The sequence below is a fragment of the Pallidibacillus thermolactis genome (assembly GCF_025660415.1).
GTDB lineage: Bacteria > Bacillota > Bacilli > Bacillales > Caldibacillaceae > Pallidibacillus > Pallidibacillus thermolactis.
Genome location: NZ_JAOUSE010000059.1, coordinates 1 through 18,972 on the forward strand (window position 1 = coordinate 1; position 18,972 = coordinate 18,972).

At 32.8% G+C, this 18,972-nt stretch carries 21 protein-coding genes; 11 read left to right on the plus strand and 10 right to left on the minus strand.

Annotated elements, in window-relative coordinates:
* Positions 1 to 143: 143 nt before the first annotated feature.
* Positions 144 to 1,973: a DNA ligase D gene (locus OEV82_RS13915; RefSeq protein ID WP_173658243.1), complete on the minus strand. Its 1,830-nt coding sequence runs from the start codon at positions 1,971 to 1,973 to the stop codon at positions 144 to 146.
* 127 nt (positions 1,974 to 2,100) lie between these two features.
* Here OEV82_RS13915 and ku point away from each other — a divergent pair, with 127 nt between their 5' ends.
* Positions 2,101 to 2,949, plus strand: a complete 849-nt coding sequence (gene ku, locus OEV82_RS13920) for a non-homologous end joining protein Ku (protein WP_173658242.1) — start codon at positions 2,101 to 2,103, stop codon at positions 2,947 to 2,949.
* A gap of 63 nt (positions 2,950 to 3,012) precedes the next feature.
* On the opposite strand, the gene OEV82_RS13925 is transcribed toward ku, so the two are convergent.
* From OEV82_RS13925 to OEV82_RS13940, 4 genes are read right to left on the minus strand one after another with little or no spacing between them, the layout of a single operon-like run.
* Complete coding sequence (locus OEV82_RS13925) at positions 3,013 to 3,240, minus strand: hypothetical protein (protein ID WP_263062227.1); 228 nt, start codon at positions 3,238 to 3,240, stop codon at positions 3,013 to 3,015.
* Positions 3,237 to 4,415: a Ger(x)C family spore germination protein gene (locus tag OEV82_RS13930; protein WP_173658240.1), complete on the minus strand. Its 1,179-nt coding sequence runs from the start codon at positions 4,413 to 4,415 to the stop codon at positions 3,237 to 3,239. The genes OEV82_RS13925 and OEV82_RS13930 overlap by 4 nt, the downstream gene beginning before the upstream one ends.
* Positions 4,412 to 5,506, minus strand: a complete 1,095-nt coding sequence (locus OEV82_RS13935; RefSeq protein ID WP_263062228.1) for a GerAB/ArcD/ProY family transporter — start codon at positions 5,504 to 5,506, stop codon at positions 4,412 to 4,414. Before OEV82_RS13935 ends, OEV82_RS13930 begins: the two co-directional genes overlap by 4 nt.
* A gap of 44 nt (positions 5,507 to 5,550) precedes the next feature.
* On the minus strand, positions 5,551 to 7,089 hold the full coding sequence (locus tag OEV82_RS13940) for a spore germination protein (RefSeq protein WP_263062229.1): 1,539 nt from the start codon (positions 7,087 to 7,089) through the stop codon (positions 5,551 to 5,553).
* Positions 7,090 to 7,278: 189 nt separating this feature from the next.
* Here OEV82_RS13940 and OEV82_RS13945 point away from each other — a divergent pair, with 189 nt between their 5' ends.
* Positions 7,279 to 7,479 carry a cold-shock protein gene (locus OEV82_RS13945; RefSeq protein ID WP_161920053.1) on the plus strand — a complete coding sequence of 67 codons (201 nt, stop codon included), beginning with the start codon at positions 7,279 to 7,281 and terminating at the stop codon, positions 7,477 to 7,479.
* Between the two features lie 485 nt (positions 7,480 to 7,964).
* Positions 7,965 to 8,924: a polysaccharide deacetylase family protein gene (locus OEV82_RS13950; RefSeq protein ID WP_263062230.1), complete on the plus strand. Its 960-nt coding sequence runs from the start codon at positions 7,965 to 7,967 to the stop codon at positions 8,922 to 8,924.
* Positions 8,925 to 9,017: 93 nt separating this feature from the next.
* Here the strand turns inward: OEV82_RS13950 and OEV82_RS13955 are convergent, their stop codons facing one another.
* Positions 9,018 to 10,277, minus strand: a complete 1,260-nt coding sequence (locus OEV82_RS13955) for an MFS transporter (RefSeq protein ID WP_173658236.1) — start codon at positions 10,275 to 10,277, stop codon at positions 9,018 to 9,020.
* A gap of 189 nt (positions 10,278 to 10,466) precedes the next feature.
* Between OEV82_RS13955 and OEV82_RS13960 the strand changes: the two genes are divergently transcribed.
* The 4 genes from OEV82_RS13960 to OEV82_RS13975 all read left to right on the plus strand — a co-directional run bounded on the left by OEV82_RS13960 (position 10,467) and on the right by OEV82_RS13975 (position 12,844).
* A complete protein-coding gene (locus tag OEV82_RS13960; RefSeq protein ID WP_263062231.1) occupies positions 10,467 to 10,778 on the plus strand; it encodes a metal-sulfur cluster assembly factor in 312 nt (103 codons plus the stop codon).
* A 56-nt stretch (positions 10,779 to 10,834) separates the two neighbouring features.
* Positions 10,835 to 11,044 (plus strand): DUF6501 family protein, encoded by a 210-nt coding sequence (locus OEV82_RS13965; RefSeq protein ID WP_173658603.1) that lies wholly within the window; start codon positions 10,835 to 10,837, stop codon positions 11,042 to 11,044.
* Between the two features lie 95 nt (positions 11,045 to 11,139).
* The gene (locus OEV82_RS13970; RefSeq protein ID WP_263062232.1) at positions 11,140 to 12,579 is read left to right on the plus strand and encodes an NAD(P)H-hydrate dehydratase; all 1,440 of its coding nucleotides are present in this window, start codon (positions 11,140 to 11,142) and stop codon (positions 12,577 to 12,579) included.
* Between the two features lie 103 nt (positions 12,580 to 12,682).
* Positions 12,683 to 12,844: a YozQ family protein gene (locus OEV82_RS13975; protein WP_173658605.1), complete on the plus strand. Its 162-nt coding sequence runs from the start codon at positions 12,683 to 12,685 to the stop codon at positions 12,842 to 12,844.
* A gap of 77 nt (positions 12,845 to 12,921) precedes the next feature.
* Here the strand turns inward: OEV82_RS13975 and OEV82_RS13980 are convergent, their stop codons facing one another.
* Positions 12,922 to 13,371, minus strand: coding sequence for a cupredoxin domain-containing protein (locus tag OEV82_RS13980; protein ID WP_263062233.1), 450 nt, complete (start codon positions 13,369 to 13,371; stop codon positions 12,922 to 12,924).
* A gap of 224 nt (positions 13,372 to 13,595) precedes the next feature.
* Here OEV82_RS13980 and mscL point away from each other — a divergent pair, with 224 nt between their 5' ends.
* Positions 13,596 to 13,988, plus strand: coding sequence for a large conductance mechanosensitive channel protein MscL (gene mscL / locus OEV82_RS13985; RefSeq protein WP_173658607.1), 393 nt, complete (start codon positions 13,596 to 13,598; stop codon positions 13,986 to 13,988).
* Between the two features lie 70 nt (positions 13,989 to 14,058).
* On the opposite strand, the gene OEV82_RS13990 is transcribed toward mscL, so the two are convergent.
* From OEV82_RS13990 to OEV82_RS14000, 3 genes are all read right to left on the minus strand, one after another.
* Positions 14,059 to 14,661, minus strand: a complete 603-nt coding sequence (locus tag OEV82_RS13990; RefSeq protein ID WP_317634321.1) for a DHHA1 domain-containing protein — start codon at positions 14,659 to 14,661, stop codon at positions 14,059 to 14,061.
* Positions 14,604 to 15,227, minus strand: coding sequence for an alanyl-tRNA editing protein (locus OEV82_RS13995; protein ID WP_263062234.1), 624 nt, complete (start codon positions 15,225 to 15,227; stop codon positions 14,604 to 14,606). Before OEV82_RS13995 ends, OEV82_RS13990 begins: the two co-directional genes overlap by 58 nt.
* A 114-nt stretch (positions 15,228 to 15,341) precedes the next feature.
* Positions 15,342 to 15,980, minus strand: a complete 639-nt coding sequence (locus OEV82_RS14000; RefSeq protein WP_173658609.1) for a class I SAM-dependent DNA methyltransferase — start codon at positions 15,978 to 15,980, stop codon at positions 15,342 to 15,344.
* A 258-nt stretch (positions 15,981 to 16,238) separates the two neighbouring features.
* On the opposite strand from OEV82_RS14000, the gene OEV82_RS14005 reads away from it, so the two are divergent.
* Genes OEV82_RS14005 through OEV82_RS14015 form a run of 3 tightly spaced genes read left to right on the plus strand, consistent with a single transcriptional unit; the run spans position 16,239 to position 18,807 of the window.
* Positions 16,239 to 16,706, plus strand: a complete 468-nt coding sequence (locus tag OEV82_RS14005) for an S-ribosylhomocysteine lyase (protein ID WP_173658610.1) — start codon at positions 16,239 to 16,241, stop codon at positions 16,704 to 16,706.
* 14 nt (positions 16,707 to 16,720) lie between these two features.
* Entirely contained in the window at positions 16,721 to 17,662 is a 942-nt protein-coding gene (locus OEV82_RS14010) for a PLP-dependent cysteine synthase family protein (RefSeq protein ID WP_173658611.1), read from the plus strand.
* Between the two features lie 11 nt (positions 17,663 to 17,673).
* The gene (locus tag OEV82_RS14015) at positions 17,674 to 18,807 is read left to right on the plus strand and encodes a bifunctional cystathionine gamma-lyase/homocysteine desulfhydrase (RefSeq protein ID WP_173658612.1); all 1,134 of its coding nucleotides are present in this window, start codon (positions 17,674 to 17,676) and stop codon (positions 18,805 to 18,807) included.
* Positions 18,808 to 18,972 lie beyond the last annotated feature (165 nt).

The following is an 18,972-nucleotide window of genomic DNA, read 5'->3' on the forward strand; positions in this document are numbered from 1 at the left end:
TCTGTTGAATGTTGTCTCGTCAACTTCATTCTACAAAAAAGGACGATTTTTTTGTACCATTAAATAGCAAAAGGGCTAGACCGAAGGTCAATTAAAAATTGACTTTTCGGACAGCCCCTTTTTGTGAAATGTATAAGAGATGCTTAACTCTTCCTTTTTAAAAATTGGATAATTTGTAATAACGCTTCATCATTATTTACTTGGAAAAAGTTGGCAAAGGGATTTCCTTTCGTTCTTAACCGCTCGACCATGTTAAATATTGAAATGCTATCAGGATCAGAAATTTGAGAAAGCTCCTCCCAATCGATGGGTGCTGCTACTCCTGCATTTTCATTACCTCGAACGGAAAATGGAGCGATTATAGTTTTACCTTCTGCATGTTGTATATAATCAACATAAAGACGATGACCTCGCTTTTTCTTCATACGCTCGATTGTAAAATGAGCTTCATTTTTTGCAATGAGAAATTTCGCTATAAATTGTGTAAAAAGGTGGGCATCCTCCCATGTTATATGATTACCTGAAACAGGAAAATAAATTTGTAATCCACGATTACCAGAAACCTTCAGGAAACTTTTTAATCCTAGTTTATCAACGAATTCTTCTTTAATATAATTTGCCGCTTCAACTGCCCAAGAAAATTCTTGTTTACTTGGAGGATCTAGATCAATGACAATTTCTGTAGGGTTGTTTTTATCAATTGTATGAAAAGGTATGTGAAACTCAATTGCTAACTGATTCCCTAACCAGAGGAATGTCTCAAAATGATTACAAACAATGTATTGAATTCCATCTTGATGATAGGTGTCGACAAATTCAGGCGCATAATCAGGGCAATTTTTTTGATAAAAAGGTTCACCAAATATGCCGTGTGGATAGCGAATAACGGTTAATGTACGATTGGCTAAAAAAGGTGCTATATAAGGATAGATTTGCTTTAAATATGAAATGTAATCTTTTTTATTTATTTCGATTTTTTTCCATAACGGTTTTTCTGGATGGGTAATTTCGATTTCTACAGCAGGTTGGATTTCAAACAATTGCTCGAAGGTGCAATTCGCAGGTTTTTCCTCGAGTAAGAACTTAGAAAAATAGGGTTCTCTTAAGGTCTCTTCATAATATTGTAAATAAAATAATTCAATACATATGGCCGGATCCATTGTGATCGAATGTGGAGTTATCCTTTTTGCGTTTTTCTCCATGATACGAACTAACACATGATGTTCTTCTTGACTTAAACCATGTTTAAAAAGTCCGATTGGATAAATTTCTTTATTATTATATACAGCGACGTGAAAATAACCGTTCACTTTATCATATTTTGTAATAAAACAGTGTATCTTTTTCCAATTTTTATATTTAATCCAATTCGTTGTTCGTTTTCCTTCTTCCCATTTGCTCGTAATATTTTTTGCAATTACGCCTTCGCCATCCCATTGTTTAATTTTTTTCCACAGGTTATCAAAATGATTTTGATAGGGTACATACTGCACAAAGGCTTGATTGGTTTCATTGGGATGGAGCGGCAGCTTTAAGTTTTGTAACAGATTTTTTAGTCTTTTTTTTCGTTCGAATAATGATTTATTGGTTATATTCTTTCCATTCAACTGTAATAAATCAAATGCCATATATATTGCGGGATTTTTCACAAAAGAATCGGAAATTTTTTGTTCAGATCGTAAACGTCCTCGTTTTTGCATTGCAAAAAAGTTACTTTTATAAGGATTTTCAAGAATGGTTAATTCGCCGTCTAAAATAAGTGGAACATATTGTTGGAGTTGATTTTTGTAATGCTTGTAAAAAGCTAATGCCTCAGGAAACTGTTTTAATAAACTTTTACCATTCCTACTCATTAATTGAATCTCATCATCTTCTATAATTAGAAATGCGCGAAAACCGTCATATTTCGTTTCATATACCCAATCATTGCCTTTAGGAATTTCAAAGGAAAGGGTAGGTAACATTGCCTTCATTTTTTATCACCTATTTTTAGCTTGTCTCATAAACCCAAGCTTATTAAAAAAAGATAAATTACCAAATTTCTATACGTATGAGATATTCATTACTATTCATAGTATTAATAAGAAAGGATGGATGATGATGCATACAATGTGGAAAGGAAGTATTAGTTTTGGACTTGTCAATATACCGGTAAAACTCCATGCAGCAACAGAAAATAAAGATGTAAAATTTCGCAGTCTTCACAAAAAATGTCACACACCTATCAAATATGAAAAGGTATGTCCGAATTGTGAAGAAGAAATATCGAATGAAGATATTGTCAAAGGATACGAATATACGAAAGGTAAATTTGTTATTGTTGAAGATGATGAATTGAAAAGTTTAGAGAAAGAACTAGACGATAAAGCTGTCGAGATTATCGATTTTGTTAAAATGACTGATATTGATCCGATCTATTTTAATCGAAGTTACTATTTATCACCGAATGATGGGGGAATAAAAGCGTATTCACTATTACGAAAGGCATTGGAAGAAACAGAAAAAGTTGGTATTGCTAAAATTATTATTCGATCAAAGGAACAGTTGGCCGTCATACGTGTTTATCAAAATACATTAGTGATGGAAACGATTCATTATCCGGATGAAGTAAGAAACGTAAGTGATGTGCCCAATGTACCTACAACAAATCAAATTTCAGACAAAGAGTTAGAAACGGCCATATTATTAATCGATCAATTAACATCGGAGTTTAATCCAGAAAATTATCAAGATGAATATCGAGAAAGGGTATTGCAATTAATTGAATCAAAACGAAAAGGGCAACAAATGGTGACACCAGATAAAAAGGAGAAACCGGATAAGGTATTAGATTTAATGACTGCTTTACAGGCATCCATAGACAAGACCAAACCAATGAATAAAGGAACATCTAAAACGAAATCAAAACCTACAGTAAAAAGAAAAGCGAAAGTCAAAAAACAAGCGTAAGTCTGAAGTATTTAATAAAAGAGCTGTCCAATATGTATTCATTCTTTATTGGGCTGCTCTTTTTCAAGGAAGTTCTTCCATAAAATTTCCAAATGCACCAAATAATAATTCAATAAAAGTAATGGGCCCAGGCACATTATCTAGATTAAAAAAAGTAGGAATTAAAGCAAGGAGAAGCAGTATTGAAAATAATATTTTTTCAAGCTTCGTAACCTTTTTGATTAACTTCCAATCTGTAATAAGAATGAGGAGAGAAGACGTGCAAAAAATTACAATATTCATCCAGTTCAATTCTCGATCACCTCTTCCTCAGGTAAAGCTGCAGGACCTCCAATGTCACCAGATCTTTTAATGGTAGCGTTAACAGAAAGTTTTACATCCACTTCAGGAAATTTTTCATCCCAATGATCTTTTACCTTTTTCCATTGCTCTGGATATTTCTGATGAAATCTTCTACCAAAACCAACGACATCTGCTTGATACTCTTTTTGAATCTTTTCTAAAGTTTTACTAATTCGGTCACGCAATTTATTTTCCAATCCTTTTTCAAGTTTTGTAATGACATCTTCTTGAAGCAGACTTAGGAAAGTTTCATTTTGGATTATGGAAGCTGCAACTTGAATTTGGATATTCATAATCCATTGGTTATTAATAATTTGCGGCTTAAATCTGACGCTTCCAGATGTCGGCATCATTATTACTTCATTTTCATTTTCTTCTGGTTTTATGGAAACAGTACTTTTTTGTATTTTTCTTGATAACCATAAGAGTCCTCTTGTTTCTTCTAAATCAATATTTCCAATCATTTTATCTTTTTTAAAAATAGCAGTTCCTACAATCGTTGGAATTGTTTCATACGATTTACGTGCATATTCATCGGATTTCAATCTTTTAATATAAGGCAAAGAAAAACTTTGACTTGCTTCTGTTAAGTCTTTAGAGATATCGCTTAATGTTGTGTCAACCCCAACTTCTTGATGCTGCGAAAATTTTGATAATACTTCTCCAGAATATCGCTCTAAGGGAGGAATTAACTTAAGTAGATTAGAAGCTTTTCCTTCACTTACATACAGATTAGAATTGATCCTTGGGGCGGGGTGACGGATTAAAAAGTCCAGTTCCTTTCGTATACCAGTTTTTGCTAGATCTTGACCAAAAATGAAAATTTTACATTGTCCCCAAAACAATTTTCTAGGGATATTCGTTTGCAATACAGAAATTGCTTCAGCTAAGTTCTTTCCAATCCCTTCTCTTACAAAAGTAGAACCAAGGCTTGGATCTTCTCCAGATTCCCCACTTGTAATGGTCCGAGGTATAAATATTTGAACAGAAACTTTCACTTTATGATTTTCCTCAGAATCAATTGCTGCTGCAGTTATAATCGCAAGGTTTTGGATCTCTATACTGTCCCAACAACCGGATAAGATGAATACAGGTAGCAGTATCACAAGTAACGTTCTTTTCATGAAAAGTTTTCACCCCATCTTTTCCTCAATAGCGCTATAATAAGTAGGAGAAGAGGGATAATTGTTTGAAAGGTCACTAAATAAAATGGTAACACTTTATAAATAAAATTAGTTAATGTAGCAAATCTTGGAATATCCCAATAACTAAAATGCAGGATGACCAAACTAAGAGGGTAGACAATAATTTGATAATTGTTTAGTCGAAACAATTGTGCTAAGGCTATGCTAGCTGCATATAAAAAAACAGTAACTTTAACAAAGCTTCCTAAAACCCATGAAGCTGTTACTGCAATTTCAAAATTTTGGAAAAAACCTAAAAAAGATATGGATTTAATAATGGTATAAACGGGATAAAATTTGTTTGCTGCAGTCATTCCTAGTATGGTAAGGATAAAGAAATTAACAATAATCAGATCTACCATTACCAAGAAGACGGTTTTAATCCCTGTCTTTAAACTTCCATTTTGATTTTTGAGGAAGGGTAATAAAAATGCTAGAAGGAAAAACTCACTAAACCATGACTGATGCACAAATGCACCTTTTAACACAGGGATGAATCCATTTTCCATAAAAGGGAGTAAATAACTTAAATCAATGTCTTTTATTAAAAGAAGTAAAACACTCAAAGTACTCATATAAAGTGTCGTGCAGATAACTGCTGTCCTAGCAATCACTTCTAGACCACCACGGACAGCTAAAGCTGCGGTAAACAATAACGATATCGCTAATACGATTCCTGGAGTTTGAGGCATGACTTCTGTTTTTAAGAAATCTGTATATTCCCGTATGATGATACCAGATACTTGGATATAAAATAATACAAAAATTAAGCCCATTAATTTTCCAGCATATTTGCCAATAATTTTTTCAAAGTATTGTATAGGAGTTTGATTTGGGTACAATTTATGGAGTTTCCAAACAATAAACACCGTTAAGAAACCATTCAATGAGCCTATAATTGGTGTCATCCACATATCGTGCCCTGCTAATTTTGCGTCAATTGAAGGAATCGAGAGAATCGCAGTTGCAATAGTGGTGGGTAACATGATAAAACTAACTTGACTCTTATTTATTCTTCCAGTTTCTATCATTGCAAAAATTCAACTCCAATTTTGACAACATATTGAATACAAAGCTATTGCTTTTCCCTTTTGGAAGGTTTCAGGTTATCTTTTTGTCTTTTCGGGTTAAACTGACCAGTTAGATGTGGTCTTAAATTAAATTTCCATAATGGATAACGAAACAATGTATCTCTAGTAGCATTTTTTTGTAAAGTAACGATTGGACTTAAATAAGGTAATCCAAAAGATCTTAATTTGGATAAATGTATAATTAAAATAATAAATGAAAGCATTACTCCAATTAATCCTAAAAAACCAGCAATAAAAATATTAGGAAATCTTAGTAAACGTATAGCAAGACCTATTGAATAACGTGGTACTAAAAAAGATGAAATCCCGGTGATACTAACGACAATAAGCATAGGTGCAGATACAATACCTGCTTGTACAGCTGCCTGACCAATGACTAGTGCACCTGCGATACTAACGGCTGAACCAATTTGTCTTGGTAAACGTAATCCTGCTTCTCTTAGAGCTTCAAAAGCAAGTTCCATTATAAAGGCCTCTACAATAGCTGGAAAAGGAATCCCTTCTCTTGAAGAGGCAATGCTTAACATTAAATCCATAGGTATCATTTCTTGATGGAATGTTGTCACTGCAACATAGATAGAAGGGAAATAGATTGCCACTCCTAAAAACACATAGCGTAGAATACGTATTAATGTCCCGATTAAAAAGCGCTCATAATAGTCTTCTTGGGACTGAAATAAACTAAAGAAACTTACTGGTGCTATTAGGGCAAGAGGACTTCCATCAATTAATATAGCAGCACGACCTTCAAGTAAGTTTGCTGAAATAACATCGGGACGTTCACTATATAAAACTTGAGGAAATGGTGAATACGGATTATCCTCTATAAATTGTTCAATATAGCCGCCTTCTAAAACACCATCCACTTTAATTCGTTTTAAGCGATTTTCAATTTCTTTAATTAACGTGTTATCTACAAGCCCTTCAATATAAGCAATAATAACTCTCGTTTTTGTATACTTACCAATATTTACAGATTTCATTTTGAGTGCAGGGTCTTTTATAATACGGCGTATTAAAGCTGTATTAATATTTATTGATTCTGTAAACCCCTCTCTTGGTCCACGAATTCCTGTCTCTGCAGATGGCTCTTCTATTTGACGGGTTTCGTATTTTTCAATTCCTAATACATATGCATCAATTTGACCATCGATTAATATAATCGGATTACCAATAGAAATTGAATCAATACACGCTTTATAAGTATGAACTTTTTTTAATTTTGAAATGGGAATATTATTTTTTAAGGACTCGAAAACATCTGCCATTTCCGAATTCTGGTTCATTAGATTTTCTAAAACAAGTTCATCAAGTTTTTGTAAATCGCTTAAACCTTCAATGTAAATGATAACGGCTTCAGTATTCCCAATAGTAAATGAACGAAAGATGACGTCACTACTGTCCTTGTAAAGGGAGGAAAAATAATCTATATTATTTTTTAATTTATTTGATAACGGTATTGCTTGAGATAGCCGCTTTTTAACTTTTACTTTTCGGTGAATCTGTTTTTTTATAAAAGTCACCTTCTTTCCCCCTTTACCAATGCTATCTATAAATTGCCAAATTTTATAAAAAATATTCATTTATGAAGGGAATTACAGAATAATTTGCAGATTTTCCTAAAATTTTACGTTTATATTTTATTTTTTTCATTATACTAATAAATGTATGGAACAAAGGGTTCCACATTTTATTTATTTAGGAGGATTTAAATGGCAACAGGAACAGTAAAATGGTTTAATGCAGAGAAAGGATTTGGATTCATTCAACAAGAGGATGGATCAGATGTATTTGTACATTATTCAGCAATCCAAGGAGAAGGCTTCAAAACACTAGAAGAAGGTCAAAGTGTGAGCTTTGATATAGAAGAAGGTCAGCGCGGACCACAAGCCGTTAATGTACAAAAACTATAGATTCTTTAGATGCTCTAAAGAATATAGCATGAAGGCTGTAATAAAACATAGATCATCTATTCTAAAGAATAGGTTGATTGTTTATACAGCCTTCTTTTATTTAGATAGTTATTTACGATCGTTAATACTCACCATTACGGATATATTAGACCTATCATTTTTTGAATTTTGGTGTTTTTTTCCATTGATTAAAACGAAATGAAACAGTATACTTTAAGTGAACATTCAAATTGATCCTATATAAAAATGTGCACAACAAAGGTAGCGGATGTCGACAGGACATCCTTTTTTATTTCTAAAAAAATATCAGAAAAATTAAAAATTAAAATTGTTGAAAACATCCTATATTTTTACTTTCTTTTGCGTTACAATTATATTAGTTTCATAATTTTATAGGGAAATTTTACATAATCTTGAAATATATGTAACTTTTATTATGAAAAAAATGTCTATATATGTAGTATGATGGAAATGTGGGGGACAGCATGAGACAATCGAGAGTTAAAAAGCACGAAAGAAAAAAGAAGAGTCTTAGAGAATTAGGTGTCTTGGTTAGTGTAATTTTTTTAACTTTAAGTTTTTATTTTATTTTTGTATACGATGGATCGATGAATCAAGCAAAAGGAGAAAGCAACAAATTGCCAGATCAATCTGTATTAGATACCAACTCTAATGAAGAAGAAGTTGATATTGAAAAACAAAACTCCGAAGATTTAACGGAAGCGGATGTTGTTGAATCAGAACATACAGAAGAAATGCTGAAATCAAAAAAAGAACGAGAAAAGAAACTAAAAGAGGACGAATCCAAAAAGAAAAAAACGGTAAAAAAAGAACAAAATACAACTGGTGAAAAAAAAGTATATTTAACATTTGATGATGGTCCCCGAGATATCACAATGGATATCCTTAATTTACTTGATGAATATAATGCAAAAGCAACCTTTTTTATGTTGGAACCACATATGAAACAATATCCGGACGTTATTAATGAAATGATTAAACGTGGTCATTCCGTTGGGGTCCATAGTGTAACACATGATAAAAATAAAGTATATGCATCGAGTAAATCGATAGTTAATGAAATGACAGTCGCTAAGAACACCTTGGAAGAATTGACAGATGTTGAAAGTCATTTAATGCGTGTTCCTTACGGTTCTGTTCCGCACATGACACCTGAATATATTCTTGCGGTGGAAAATGAAGGTTTTATTATGTGGGATTGGAATATCGATAGCTTGGATTGGAAACTAGGTGATGGTTCATATGTGAATCATACAATCGATCAATTAGAATCTTTTGACAAAAATGAACCAATGGTCATATTAATGCATGACCGGAAAACAACAGTTAAGCATCTGGAAAAACTACTCAAATATTTGCAGGAAAACAATTATGATATGCTTGCAATTAATGAATCAATGACACCTGTTCAGTTTATCCAGTAAGTGTGAATTTTTTAGCTTTCATCCCCCTTACAGTAATCATTTGGACTTTTTTATTATAATGTTTACTGTAAGGGGGATATTTGATTTAGAGTATTAATTTTTTTCTGGTCGAATACCGATCATGCAAACAAGGATACATATGACACTCATAGCTGATAATATATAGAAAGTCCATCGTTCAGGATATTTTAATAATATGGCAATAATAGGTGGGCCTAAAGCAACCCCTATAAATCGCATGGAGCTATAAAATGAAGATATTGTACCCCTTGAAGCATCCTCAATTCCTTCAGTAATTAATGCATCTAAACAAGGTAGACCAACTCCAATACCAATACCGGATACAAAAAATAACCCGATATTAATCCAAAGATTATGGAAGAAACTGATGGCGCAAATACTGCCAGCGATCAGAAATAGACCAACTAAAGTCCACCGTTTCATTACTTTTTTGCTATCCTTTAATAATTTACCTGTAATGTAAGAAGATAAACACAAGGATCCAAGAGGAATTGCTAGAATTAAACCTTTTCCAACACCATTTATACCATATTCCATTTCCAATCTTGATGATAAGAAGAACAAGAAACCAAACAAAATAAACATAAGCATACCGCCGATAAAAAAGACCGAGTTGAGCCAGCGACTATTATATTTGAATGTTTTTTTCGTTTCAGTTAAGAACTGTTTAAAATTAGGCGGGTCTTTAACATTCGGACTTTTAACTAAAAAGATCATCATTAAAAGGGAAATAAAACAAAAGATTGGAATCGATACAAATGGTAAATACCAAACAATGCTCGCTAAAAAAGCCCCTGCAATCGGACTTAATACTTTACCGAGCGTATTGGCCGTTTCAACGATACCAAGTGATGTGCTGACACTTTCAGGTTTGCGGAACATATCACCTACAAGAGGTAGGACTATTGGAAAGGCACCGGCAGCACCGAGCCCTTGAAGAATTCTACCGACTAGGATAAGCCAAAAACTTTGCAAATACCATGCAGCGAGCGCAGAAATAAGACCTCCAATGCCGGTGATAATTAAACTTGGTATAATCACTTTTTTTCTACTCCATTTATCTGAAAGGTAACCAGCAATTGGAATTAAAATAATGGCTACAATGGAATATACTGTAATCAATAAACTAGTTTGAAAAGGTGAGATATTAAGTTCTCTCTCCATTATTGGTAGTACTGGAATCAACATTGAATTTCCTAATGTCATAACGAGCGGAATAGATGCGATCGAGAATATTGCCCATCGTTTTTCCGCTATTTCTCGATTCCGTTTCTTTTTCTTTTTCTCATCATCAGATTCGTATTTTTCCCATAAAGTTCCAGTCACATCCATTTGCGATTTCTCCATTCATTATGTTTATATGTCTATTATGAGACTTTTATCAAAATTAAATTGATGGAAAAACTTGTACAATCAGGAATAATGATTCGAATCCATTTTTTATTAAAGTTACCGTTAAAATTTTTTTGAATATCTTATATAATGTAAAAAGAGTGTACTAAATTATGGAGGTTTTCCTGAGTGAACATTGAGGACAAGATATATGAAGAATTAAGTTTTGTATTTGATCCAGAATTTGGTGTCAGTATTGTTGATTTAGGCTATATTTATCAACTCTCAGTAGATGAAGAAAAAAATGTGATGATTAAAATGACTTGTATTTCAGAAAGTGCTCAAATACAAGAATGGTTAAAGTCTGGAGTCGAGTTTGCTGTTGCAACAGTTGATGGAGTTAAATCGGTTACTGTAAAAATTGTCTCTGAACCAAAATGGTCACCAAAGATGATGAAAAAAGGTTTGAAAAAAGAACTTATTGGTATAAAAGAAAAATAAAAAAAATTGCTTTCATACCTATCGATTTTTATAATGTATATAGGTAGGTGATATAGATGAATCATAGTGAGTGGACAAAACGGGCAACGTTAAAAAAAGTAAAATGTATACATACAAATGCAAAAAAATATAAAGTAAATAGTGTATTATCTGTAGGAAAAATATATGATGTTAAAAATGAAACAGAAGAATTTCTTTTTGTTGTAGACAATTCCGGAAAAATCGGTGGATACTATAAAGAATATTTTGAAGAAGTGAATTCATAATCTGAAGAAAATTCCTGATTCGTCAGGGATTTTTCTTTTTATATATAGGTGTTCAAACTAAATTTAAATTCCCTTTTCTTAAAGGAGTGATAAAAATGTATATTTATAAAGAAAAGGAAATACGCCAAGCAGATTCTAAAGCAAATTTAAATGGTTTATCGCTTGAAACGTTAATGGAATCGGCAGGAAGGGGATTATATTACAAAATAAAAAAATTAATTAAGCCGAATCAAAAAATTTTAATTTTAAGTGGTACAGGAAATAATGGTGGCGATGGAATTGTATTAGCAAGATATTTAAAACAAAACCAATTTCTAGTTGACTTAGTCTTTCCGTTTGGAGGTCCAAAAAGTGATGTGGCAAAAAAACATTTACGTTATTATGAGAGTATTGGGTACACATGGTCGCTGAAAATAAATGACGATCATTATGATGTCATCATTGACTGTATGCTCGGGGTAGGGACAAAATTACCATTAAGGGAAACTTATATAAAAGTTGTTGAATGGTGTAATGAACAGTGCGGTTTAAAGATATCTGTAGATTTGCCGACAGGCGTTTTATCAGATTCTGGTCAATGTGACTTAGCTTTTCATGCTCACTATACATTTGCGCTCCATGGTGTGAAACCTTCAGCATATTTATTACCTTCGGGAAAATATTACGGAAAGATTGATTATGTTGACATTGGTCTACCACAAACTTCAAAGTGGAAAATTTGGAGTGAGCAAGATGTTAAGAAAACACTGCACAAAAGAGATGCATATTCCCATAAAGGAACTTTCGGTACAGGTTTACTTATTGCAGGCACCGATGAAATGCCTGGCAGTGCAGTTTTAGCCGCCAAAGGAGCATTGAAGATGGGAATCGGTAAACTAATCGTAGGCACAAGTAAATTTGCTTCAAATATTATTGCCCAACATGTACCAGAGGCAACGTTTTCATTTGATGCACTCGACAAATTAGCAATAGGAAAAATTCCAGAGCGGATTCATGCGATTGCCATCGGACCGGGATTAACGGAACAGGTCAAAATTGAACAAGCATTAGATACAATATGGAAATCGGAGATTCCAGTCATACTTGACGCAGGCGCTTTAATTAAAAGAAATTATCCGAAAAGAACTGCACCAATTATTATAACACCACATCCTGGTGAGTTTAGTCGACTCACAAATATTAGTACGTATGAGATCCAGCAGAATCGTATTGAATATGCAAAGCAATATGCTACTGATCATGGAGTCATTGTTGTTTTAAAAGGTACACATACCGTAATTGCATTTCCAGATGGCACAGGATTGATCAATCTGACAGGGAATGCTGGATTAGCAAAAGGTGGTTCAGGCGATACGTTAGTAGGTATGTTATTGGCGTTCATTTGCAGTGAGAAAAATATGAAAGCTGCTGTGGCGAACGCCGTTTATTTACATGGTCGATGTGCAGACATATTAGTAAAAGAAGAAAATGAACGTTCGATTGTAGCGAGTCAATTATCTAAAGTTATTGGTAAAGTATTAAAGGAAATCGAATAAATCTTCTTTACATACATTATTAACAATATTTTCTAAGGTGCTGTTCACATATTTTATGAAACTTACTGAGAAAATATTGTAAACATGTAAAGGAGTGAGCCAAATGAATCATTTTGATTCGAAAAATTTAGCTGGTTTACATTTTGAGCCAAGTATGAAAGGGAACAAAAAAAAGGATGAAGTACAACAAGGTTTAAATGAAACGTATGACCAATTTCTAAACAATTTTATGGACGGAACGGTAGACAGTCTACTTGAAAAATAGAAGAATTTTAACATACGTAATGGAACGACCCGACTTCGAAAAAGTTTATATTTAAGTAGTCGGGTCCGAATAATCCATCAATCCACTATAATATAAGCAATCATAGGTCCGTTATTCTCTTTATCTTTATGTGTTATACAAATGAGCCTGTAAGTACCAGGTTTATCAAATTGTAACGGAACAATAGTCTCTTTCCCTTTTTCAATCCTTCCTTTAATGTCTGTATTTTCTATGAGGAATGTATGCTCATCTCCGTTCACACCCAAAATTTTTAAATCCACTTCTTCTCCTTTTTTCAAATAAATGGTTCCTGGGTCGAATCGATAAACTTCAATTTTTTTACCATCGGCCGTTTCTGTCACAAATTCACCTGTAATCATTTGGATTTCTCTATTTGTTTGATTTTCATTAGAAACAGGGACTACTTTCATTTGAAAGTTGTACCAAATAAAAGCTGCAACTACACATAAAATCAATAAAAAAATCTTAGGAATTTTCCTACTATTAATAATAAAAAATTGATTCATGATATCCTCCCCTTATTGCTTGTCTACTATTACCATATGCGTAAAAAACAAATACTTGTCTATGGATATGAATAGATCAACTGAAAGCAGTAAACCTTTTCTTAGTTTGCCAAAAAATGTCATATCACGTTTTTTTAAAAAAATTAGTACATAATACCTATTAACATTACGGTATTATATGGAATAATAATTGCATTAAATTTCTTTTTGAAGGGATGATTGAAATGTGGAGAGAGTTTAGAGAATTTGCTATGAAGGGAAATGTAATGGATCTAGCAATCGGTGTTTTAATCGGTACGGCATTTAATAAAATTGTAACATCCTTAGTAAATGATATTATAATGCCTATTTTTGGTTATGTTGTTGGTAAGGAGACATTTGCCCACCTAACAATAGGAAATATTAAATATGGTGCTTTTATCCAAACCATTGTTGACTTTTTAATCATTGGATTTTCCTTATTTATTGTAATAAAGGCATATAATAAACTGAAAAAATTGCGAGAAAAAGAGGCTCAAGAGGAAGCTAGTGATGATAATGAATTAACACAAGAAGAAAAATTATTAACAGAAATTCGTGATTTACTGAAAGAACAACGATCGAATTCTACAAATTAAATGATATTGTAATGTAAAACAAACTCCCCAGAAGCATATTAAATTTAATTCTGGGGATTGTTACGTTCATTTAAAATGTATTTTTTAAATATAGAAAAAATTGTTCCAAGGTTTGTCCGTTAGGAAAAGAACATTGAGCTTTGTTTTCATTACCTCCGCCTTTACCAGTCAATTTTCCAGCCAATTCCTTAACCATTTTTCCGCAATGGATAGCAAGATTCCCGTTTTGTGAAATGATTAATTTATTTTCCTCTTTTGTAGCTAAAACAATAAACTCAACACCATTTTTTATTAATTTTTCGCTTAAGATGTTTAGTTCTTTAATGCTATGATTTTGATAAATTTGAAACACTTTCTCTTTTCCTTGTTCTTTAACTAATTGTTTACTTAATAACTCTGCATATTGATTGAAAAGGGATACGTATTTTCGCTCTTTTTCATTTTTATCTTGTTTCATTTTAACCACTTGATGGATTAATAACGCTTGACCGGTAGTAAGCGTTTTTGTTAATTCTGTAACTAATTGATGTTTTTCGTTATAATCCTTTAAGAGACGTAAACCACAAATAAAATATAATCGAATTTTTCCTTTTATTTTCTCAGTTTTTAATAGCTTTAACAATCCAATTTCACTTGTAGATTGGACATGGGTACCGGCACAAGCATTGTGTATTCAACATTTTCAATTTGAACAATTCTGAGACGATCAATGTCCTTTGGAATTTTTCGGATATTATAATGGACAGCATCATCACGATTAATATAAAAAACATTAACTTTATGATTAGCAATAATATGTTCATTTACGGTTTGTTCAATTTGATGGAGTTGTTCCTGAGTAAGAGATGAAACGTCTAAATCGACAGTAGCTGTTTCATGACTTAAATGAAAGGAGATTGTATTAACATCAAATAAATTAAGACAAACGGCTGATAATAAATGTTGACCAGAATGATGTTGGGTATGATCAATGCGACGATACTGATCAATTTTACAATGGACCATTTTTTCTTCAGGCTTTTCTTTTAAAACATGATAAACTTCGTTATCTCGTTTTATACAATCAACAACTTTGTAACTATCAATCCACCCTAAATCCGCCGGTTGACCACCACCTCCTGGATAAAAGGCTGTTTCTTTTAATGTGACATAATAAAAATCATTATACTGAAACACATCGGTTATCTCGGTTTCCCATTCATAAATTTTTGGATTCGTATAAAATAATCGTTCAGTCATCTAAAGTGTCTCCAATTGTATGTAATTGCACGGTTATTTTATTATAACGAAAACAGTGAAAAGATGAAAAAGAAACTGTCTTAAACAAAAATTAAGACAGTTTAACAGAACGGATTATTTTTTTATCGCTTCAAGTATCCAGACAAACTTGTTCATTTGTTGAAAAGTTACAGTAAAATTATTTTTTATTAGTATGTCTTTTAAAATTGAAATATACGTGTAGTATTCGGTTTGTAAATCTTCGACTAAACGATCGTAGTTTTTTTCTTTTGCCCAATTTATAATAATGTTCCTTGCTTCTTCATTCTCAAACATTGTATCAGCAAATACAATCTTTTCTCCTGTTTGTAATAAAGAAGCATATAATGCAAACGCCTTTTCCTTTTCCTCATCAGTTAAATGATGAAAGGCATAGGAGCTAACAATTGTTTGAATAGATTCATCAATTTTTGGAAAAAGTAAAAAATCTCCGTCGTAAACATCAAGTGAAGGTATCTTTTGTTTTGCGATTGTACGCATTTCTTTAGAAGGTTCGATTCCGACGACGCGATGCCCTTTTTCAATTAATTTCTTTGTCAAGTTCCCAGTACCAACCCCGAACTCTAAAACGGTTCCCTTTGCTTTCCGAGCTACAGTATTTAATATATATTCATACTTTGAGAATACTTCTTTATATTGTTCGTCCTTTCCATCGACGGTATCATCATATGTCAATGCCCATTCATCAAATAATTGATCAAATTCTCTACCCATGGTCAAACCTCCATCATTTTAATTAATAACAATTGACGTTACTCAAGTTTTGCTGAAGATTTTGTATACTTATGATACAATAAATCATATAATTCCTACTTGTATAGTATGAATTTTAATAAAAATTGTCAATCATTTTGTTTTCCAAATAATATTAAATGTGATAAATCTTGTTATTTTTGAAAATGAATTTTCCTTTACAATTCCAATGAAAGATATCATACTAATATAGTAGGATTTATTATTGGAGGTATTAATATGGATAAGAAGAAAATGAATGTAGAAAGTTTTAATCTTGATCATACAAAAGTAAAAGCGCCTTATGTTCGATTAGCAAGCGTTAGTGAAGGAATAAATGGAGACAAAATTTATAAATACGATGTCCGTTTTTGTCAGCCAAATAAAGAACATATGGAAATGCCAGCTTTACATTCATTAGAACATATGATGGCAGAACATATTCGAAATCACCATGATACAATTTTTGATGTGAGTCCGATGGGTTGTCAAACAGGATTTTATATTTCTGTTATTAATGATGGAGATTATGATGCATTTTTAGAACTGTTAGAAAAAACATTAACTGATGTTGTGAATGCTACGGAAGTTCCAGCTTGTAATCCAGTACAATGTGGATGGGCAGAGAGTCATAGTCTTGAAGGAGCTCAAGAGATTGCTCGTAAAATGCTTTCTAAAAAGGATGAATGGAAAGAAATTTTCGCATAAAAGGATGAGTATTTATGGCTGTTTTTGAAAATATTAAACAAGCAATTGGTCGCACCCCTCTTGTAAAAATTTGCAAACACCCTTACAAAGATCGGGTTAATATTTATGCAAAATTGGAATATTTAAATCCTGGTGGTAGTGTTAAAGACCGCTTAGGGAAAAAGTTATTAGAAACGGCAATTACAGAAAAGAAAATATCACCGAACGGCACAATTATTGAACCAACTGCTGGAAACACAGGAATAGGATTAGCACTTGCTGCTATTCATACAAATATTAACGTTATCTTTGTTGTTCCTGAAAAATTTAGTGTAGAAAAACAAATATTAATGGAAGCTTTAGGTGCGAAAATTATCCATACGCCAACTGAAAAAGGAATGGCTGGTGCGATTGAAAAGGCTAAGGAATTAGAAAAAGAGATCCCTGATTCCTATTGTCCATTGCAGTTTGAAAATGAAGCAAATCCAATAACCTATTATGAAACACTTGCACCGGAAATCTATAATGATTTAGAAGGAAAAGTTGATATTTTTGTTGCGGGAGCAGGTAGTGGAGGCACATTTTCTGGTTGTGCACGTTATTTCAAAGAAAAAAATCCTACTATTAAAACGGTCATTGTCGAACCAGAAGGATCTATCCTTAATGGTGGAGATCCGGGACCACATGATACAGAAGGAATTGGTATGGAATTTTTACCACAGTTTATGAACAAGGAACATTTTGATAAAATATATACAATTCCAGATAAAGAGGCGTTTAGCCAAGTAAAAGAACTAGCCCGAAATGAGGGCCTGCTTGTTGGTAGTTCATCTGGCTGTGCCTTTGCTGCAGCATTAAAAGAAGCGGAAAAAGCACCAAATGGATCCAATATCATCGTTATTTTTCCTGATGGTAGCGAACGTTATTTGTCTCAGAATATTTATCATTACAATGCTTGTCAGAACATGGTCGATTAGGAGGAAGAATTGTGCGAAAAAAAACATTAATGATTCATGGTGGAATATCGGTCGATAAAAACACTGGAGCAGTTTCTATCCCCGTTTCCCATGCTAGTACATTTAAACAAGAAGGAATAGGAAATTTTCAATATGAATATGCACGGACAGGAAATCCAACAAGAGAAGCATTAGAAGCTTTAATTCGTGATATCGAGGGTGGTGTTGCCGGTTTTGCTTTTAGTTCAGGGATGGCAGCCATCACATCCGTTTTTCAATTATTTTCAAGCGGTGACCATATTATTGCAACTGATGATGTGTATGGTGGAACGTTCAGACTTGCAACAAAAGTATTAAGTAAGTTTAATATTGATGTTAGTTTTGTTGATTCAAGTGATTTGAAAAATGTTGAAAAAGCAATCAAACCAAATACAAAAGCGATTTATGTAGAAACTCCAACGAACCCATTATTAAAAATTACAGATTTAAAAGGGGTAAGCAAAATAGCTAAAGCTAACGATTTACTTTTAATCGTAGATAATACGTTTGCAACCCCTTATTGGCAAAACCCCATTCATTTAGGCGCAGATATTGTCGTTCATAGTGCAACAAAATATTTAGGTGGCCATAGTGATGTAGTGGCAGGAGTTGTTGTCGTGAATTCAGACCAATTGGCAAAGGACCTGCATTTTATTCAAAATTCTGTCGGTGCCGTATTAGGACCGGATGACTCTTGGTTATTAATTCGTGGCATTAAAACATTAGCACTACGGATGGAAGAAATTGAACAAAATACAAATCGTGTTGCCCAATTTCTTGTAAATCATAAAGCAGTTCATAAAGTATATTATCCAGGCTTAGATACTCATCCTGGTCATGAAATTCATAAAACGCAATCTCGTGGTTTCGGTGGGATGATTAGCTTTGATGTTGGTAGTGCTGAAAAAGCTGATCAATTATTAAGGAAAATAAAGTTATTTACATTAGCAGAAAGTTTAGGTGCAGTTGAAAGTTTAATTTCTGTTCCAGCTAAAATGACTCATGCTTCTATTCCAAAAGAAAGAAGAGAAGAACTTGGTATTACAGATGGATTAATCCGCATTTCTATTGGTTGTGAAGATATCGAGGACCTACTGGAAGATTTAGAACAAGCATTAAGTGAATAAAATTGATTTCGACATAAAAAAAGACGAGTAGTGATCATACTCGTCTCAGACTGTCGACAAACCCCAACTCAAATGCTTCATTTGAGTTGGGATTTGTCTTTTTTTGCTCATCATTTTCTAAGATTCTTATCTTATTTAGGCTGGACATGGTCTTTTCCATGTCCA